We start from the raw sequence: 5,403 nt of genomic DNA, 5'->3' as shown, positions 1-5,403 counted from the left end.
AAATAGATCTAGCGATTCTAGGCAAAAAGCTAACGAAAGAATTAGGGATAGGAGCGAGCTTACTAGGAATTATTATTAATAAGTGAGAGATGGTGCGGCGAACTTTTTCGAGCTAAAACCATGAAAAGCTTATGCTATATGAATTTCAGCCTTCTTGTCCCCCTGTCAGGTTTAGATCACTCTGCATTGCCAACAGATGTCATGCACGATGGATTAGACTACACGACTCATGGTGCCATGCCCCCTTCATTTCACGCAGAGCAGATTAACCTGATGAACAGTGCTATTCGCAGATATAAGACTGAAGAACAATGTTAGTGCGATCACTTATATAGTACGATCGCTTTTTTGGTTATAATAGACATCTCCAAAAATTTATAAGTCAGTCACAGCAAAGAATAGCGGCAGATTAGACCAAGAGTCAAAATTAGCTCTAAAAACCGATTAATCAGGGTTTCAAGAGACAAAATCCAATTTTGACGGAAAACTATGGCTAATTATAACGTCAATTACTTCCCCTGATTGCTCCCCTTCTATTACTTCTGAAATTAACCTACTAATTCTCAACCTTACTAAGCCACAAACAAGAAAGCTAGAAATTAATTCCACACAGAAACCAGAAAAGCAAACCGTGACGGGAAAGCTAACTTATATTTCGCTTCCCCTTGTTCTATCGATCGCATCTCCTAGTTTTTTACCAGTCGAACCGGCGATCGATACTGCTCCGAATGCAGTTGTTAGGGATTCGGAGCAGTATCGATCGCTGTCCGGTTAGTCGATGTGTTCGGCGATGCCAGTGCCACAGTTGAGGTGAGGTAAAATCGAGAAAGTTTCTCTGAAAGCTGAAGTATCAACTGATTTACTGTTGACGACCGACTCCTCAAAAGGAAAACTTCTTATCCCACGTTTAAGATAAATGCTATAACTGCTATAACTGCTATAGGTCTATTTATTATCAAGTGCATCATGGCTCAAGCCTTTTCTCGTCGAGAGCTTCAGGGTCAGTCTTTTAGAGGTCAAAATCTCAGCCATGCCGATTTCAGCTATGCCGATATTCGGGGGGCAGATTTTACCGATGCTATTCTTATCGAAGCAAATTTTAGCCATGCAATCACGGGTTTACGACCTCAAGCGATTTTCATTTTACTGGTGGTTTTATATGCGCTGGGAAGCCTAGCGGTTTTCACCATCGGTGTCATCGCAACGTTCGCCGGAAAGGTATTGCTTCCCAACGATTCATTTCAAGGGATTACTTACCTGGCCTTGATCAATTTGCTGGTTCTGCTGGTCTTTTTTGCCCAAATCATTCTTGGGGAATTAGCTGTGGCGATCCTGACAAGTGTGATCGCATCGTTTGCTAGTTTTATTGTGCTGCTTTTGGCCTATCAAAATCTAACGGCAGCGGTTGTCATTGCCAGCGATATCTTGTGGATGGTCATTTTAGCGATTACGGGAGTTGTGATTTTTACAACTACGATCGCGATTACGGAAAACGACCGTCGCACCATTGCCGGATCAGGTTTCATCGCTTGGTTGACAGCAGTAGCCGTGGTGGGAGTTGTCGCACCGACGGAAATCACAGATGTGCTGGGCATCGCGAAAGGAGTGGGAACCGCATCGGCGCTCGGCGTGTTGTTATGTCTTTATGTCAGTCAACAAGCTCTCACGGGTAACGACAAATTCGCTTGGGTTTGGAAGATCGCCCGCTCGTTTGTGACACCGGGGGGAACTCGCTTTCGAGGAGCAAATCTGACCGATGCCAACTTCACTCAAGCCAAGCTCAACTACGCTGATTTTAGAGCCGCTATTCTCACCCGCACCGACTGGTTTCAAGCGGAAAAACTCAATCGCTGCCGTCACGAAGGAACCTATTTAGAAGATGCAATGGTACAAAAGTTGGTAACGACTCGAAGCGGACGCGGAAGGGATTTTGCGGGGAGAAATTTAGAGGGCGTAAACCTGCAAGGGGCGGATTTGGTCGATGCCAACTTCATTAACGCTAACCTGAATGAGGCGAACTTGCAAGGGGCAGACTTATCTAACGGGAAGTTAGTGCGCTCACAACTTTATCGAACCAATCTTAGCAAGGCTCGACTGACCGGAGCTTACATTCAGGATTGGGGTATTTCACCAGAAACAAAACTCGATGGGGTTGAATGTCTTTATCTGTATATGCGACTTCCCACTCCCGACGATCCCGATCCCTTTCGTAAACCCGATCAACGCTCACAGGTCTTTACTGTGGATGATTTTGCCGACTTCATTACCCCGATCATCAAAACAATGGGGCTGTACTATCGTCAGAACGTAGATCCGCGTCAGGTTGCCGAAGCCTTTAAGACCCTCGATCTCTATCATGCTGGAGCGGTCGATCCTGGGGCTGCGGCGATCGCACTTCAGCAAATTTCCCAACAGTATCCGGAAGCTGGACTAGAATTGATCGCACTGGAAGGGCAAGGTGGCGATAGAGTGAGAGTTCACGCCAAAATTGACGATCGGGTGGATCGCTCCCAACTGAGTGCCGAATATTTTGCCCGATATGAAAAAATTCGATCGTTGCCAGCTGCCGATATTCAAGCCCTACTGGCCGGAACGGCCGAGAAAGATGATCGCATTCGCAGTCTCGAAAATATGGTAATGACCGCCATCAGCAGCCAAAAGTTTTACGCGGAAACCTATTACAACTTTGGAGAAACTATGACAGAGCATAAAGGAAACGTCAACATCAGCGGCGTACAGGGAAACGTGAGTGGAATTGCCGCCGCCGGCGAAAACCAAACCATGACCGGGGTTGCACTCGGACAAATTAGCGGTGCGGTCACTAACAGCATCGGTCAACTGCAATCGACGAATACCCCTGAAGCAACTCAACTGGCCACACTGCTCGAACAGCTTCAATCTGCGATCGAACATGAATCCCACCTAGCACCGGAAGATAAAGCGGAGGCGATGGAACAGGTCAAAACCCTGGCAGAAGCGGGACAGAACCCCGAAGATAATGTACTCCAAAAAGCGGCAAAAACCGCCTTGAAAATCCTCAAAGGAACGATTGCCAGTTTGCCCGATGCCGCCAAACTGGTCGAGTCATGTACAAAACTGCTCCCCGCAATTACTACTTTGCTATCACTAATTTAACCCCAGTTCGGGTTAAGCGCGGTGGCGGGAATGTTCAATCGATGTTCTTGAGTTGGTCAATAATAGACATCGACCTAATATCTGGACTTCCCACACCGTATAAACCTACTAACTATGGCTAAAAGTTTTACAGAGCCTGACTTAAGTTTTTACGCAGATAGGGTTTGAGGCAAAATTTTTCAAACTTTACCCTTCGACCACTATAGCTTGTTTCGGGTCAGAAAACCATCAAAAACATGGCTACAGAGGAATCCCTTACTCTAAAGATTAATTGCCATCAGGTTAGCGATCACTATACAGCCAACTCCACAGAATCGCTCTACTCAAGAGACAGTCAACGGTACAGCGGCTCGACGGCTCGACTGAGCTTCGCCGAACGTCTGAGCATCGCCGAACGTCCATTTTCAAGGGAAAATGTACCCAGTGACGGCTTGTCAATTTATTCTGAGAAGCTTTATGCAGTAAGGGTTTTGTTAATTTTTTAGTATTTATGTATGGGGAAGTCCAGACATATCTATCATTAAATTTCGGTTTCAGCAGCTTCGCGTAAACGGCTAATTGTACTTTTGGCCTCTTTGAGTAGGTCATGCCAATCATCTGGAGGATAACCGGTCTCCAGCATTTTTCTAAAGACTCTATAAGCGTCTGTACTACTCTCATAAGCTCGCTTAGAGTTTTCATCATTGACCCAAGCGAGGAGAATTATTTTACTCTCTTGATGATATCGAAAAAACAGTCGATACTGCTGAAAAAACTTGGCTCTAAACCAGTGTTTGTAATCGTCTCCAAGCGTAGTTCCCAGTCGATACTCACTGCGAGTTGGGTCTTGAGGAATAGTATCAAAGGCTAACTTTGCTATGGCAGCTAGACGCTTTGTCGCATTTTTCCTTTTGTAATCTTGAGGAAACTTGTGGCGCAGCTCTTCAACCTGCGTTACAAGTTCTTCAAACTGTTCAAGGAACAGAGGTTGAGCAAATATGCTCCATCCATTAATTACTAGGGGCTGATCTATAGACAACCTTATTCGTCCTCATCCAGAAGTGATGCATCAAGATCAAGAGCAACGCCAGAGACCAAGTATTGAACATGATTGACTAGGTTAGAACTAATTGCCTGTATGTGTTGAGGGTTCTGTTCCATATCTTGGGCAAGAAAATTCAGAAATTTCCCAAGCACCGGATCATTTTCTTCTGTCCCGTCAGCCCTGGAAATCCATACTTTGCCGTCGGGCTGTATGTTGTAGCAGATTTTATCGCGCTTATTCAAGCCAAGGGCTTTGCGAACGGAATCGGGAATTGTAGTCTGATAGCGATCGGTAAGAGTGGATTCTGGCCATGGAGCCATAGTTGCAGCCATTGCGACCTCTCAGCCTGTTTGTAAAAACATCTTGATGGTAATGCAAGTGCATTGTCTCGTCAAGGTGAAGTCGCTGGATATGTACATCACAATATCAACTCATTACCCAGTAGTTTCCCCAGTAGTTTCGATCCCCCCTGCCCCCCTTGATAAGGGGGGTGGGAAAACCCCGTCAAGGATAGAAGTTGTCGTTTGGTGGTTTCCCGTTCGAGACGGTAACGGTTCCACTGAATCTCTAACTGTTCTCGTTGGGCGATTCTTGTTAGATAGGTTTCGGTGGATGAACCGCCCAGACGGTAATCGATCTCGGTAATCCTGGTCAAGAGGTCGTGGTTTGACAGTTGGGCTAATATCGCCCGTTCTCGATCGCCGGCGGTTTCGTAGGCGATCACCAGCGTTAAGACCTGTTCTCCCAGTTGGGAGCGTTTGGCAGCCCGTTGACGTTCCAATTCAGCCTTGGCCGCCTCTAGGTCGGCCGCCCTGATTTCGAGGTCGGTGATGGCCATCCTCTGTTGTTGTACCTGACCACCCCCAAACAGATTTTGCAGAATGGCGATCGGGTCGGTGGTGAGATAACCCGTCCATTGTCGGGCGTTGGCTTGGTCGATACGTTGTCCAGCCAACTGTAACCGGCGATCGATCAGGGCGATGCGCTCATTAAGGGTGTCCAATTCGGGGGAACGTTCGATCGCCGCGTCGGTGAGGGTACGGAGACAATCGTTACCGCTATCGAGACAGGGAAGCGGAGCGGCCTGTAGGGGAGTCAACCCTTCGACTTCGCTCAGGGTTAACCCTTTGGTTTCGCTCAGGGTTAACCCTTTGGTTTCGCTCAGGGTTAACCCTTTGGTTTCGCTCAGGGTTAACCCTTTGGTTTCGCTCAGGGTTAACCCTTTGGTTTCGCTCAGGGTTAAC

At 46.9% G+C, this 5,403-nt stretch carries 5 protein-coding genes; 2 read left to right on the top strand and 3 right to left on the bottom strand.

Annotation, left to right across the window (positions count from 1 at the left end):
- Positions 1–631: 631 nt before the first annotated feature.
- Entirely contained in the window at positions 632–775 is a 144-nt protein-coding gene (locus ACOCD9_RS10490) for a hypothetical protein (RefSeq protein ID WP_419547375.1), read from the top strand.
- A gap of 191 nt (positions 776–966) precedes the next feature.
- A complete protein-coding gene (locus ACOCD9_RS10485; RefSeq protein ID WP_419547374.1) occupies positions 967–3,135 on the top strand; it encodes a pentapeptide repeat-containing protein in 2,169 nt (722 codons plus the stop codon).
- A gap of 520 nt (positions 3,136–3,655) precedes the next feature.
- Here ACOCD9_RS10485 and ACOCD9_RS10480 read toward each other — a convergent pair.
- The 3 genes from ACOCD9_RS10480 to ACOCD9_RS10470 all read right to left on the bottom strand — a co-directional run.
- A complete protein-coding gene (locus ACOCD9_RS10480) occupies positions 3,656–4,153 on the bottom strand; it encodes a type II toxin-antitoxin system YhaV family toxin (RefSeq protein ID WP_419547372.1) in 498 nt (165 codons plus the stop codon).
- Positions 4,154–4,155: 2 nt separating this feature from the next.
- Entirely contained in the window at positions 4,156–4,491 is a 336-nt protein-coding gene (locus ACOCD9_RS10475) for a type II toxin-antitoxin system PrlF family antitoxin (protein WP_419547371.1), read from the bottom strand.
- Positions 4,492–4,577: 86 nt separating this feature from the next.
- Positions 4,578–5,403, bottom strand: an 826-nt coding sequence (locus tag ACOCD9_RS10470) for a TolC family protein (RefSeq protein ID WP_419547369.1), incomplete at its 5' end; no start/stop codon positions are given.

Origin of the sequence: Microcystis sp., from assembly GCF_048564745.1 — a bacterium.
GTDB classification, from domain to species: domain Bacteria; phylum Cyanobacteriota; class Cyanobacteriia; order Cyanobacteriales; family Microcystaceae; genus Microcystis; species Microcystis ichthyoblabe_A.
The sequence above is the reverse complement of the archived record's forward strand: the minus strand, read 5'-3'. Positions and strand labels throughout refer to the sequence as shown.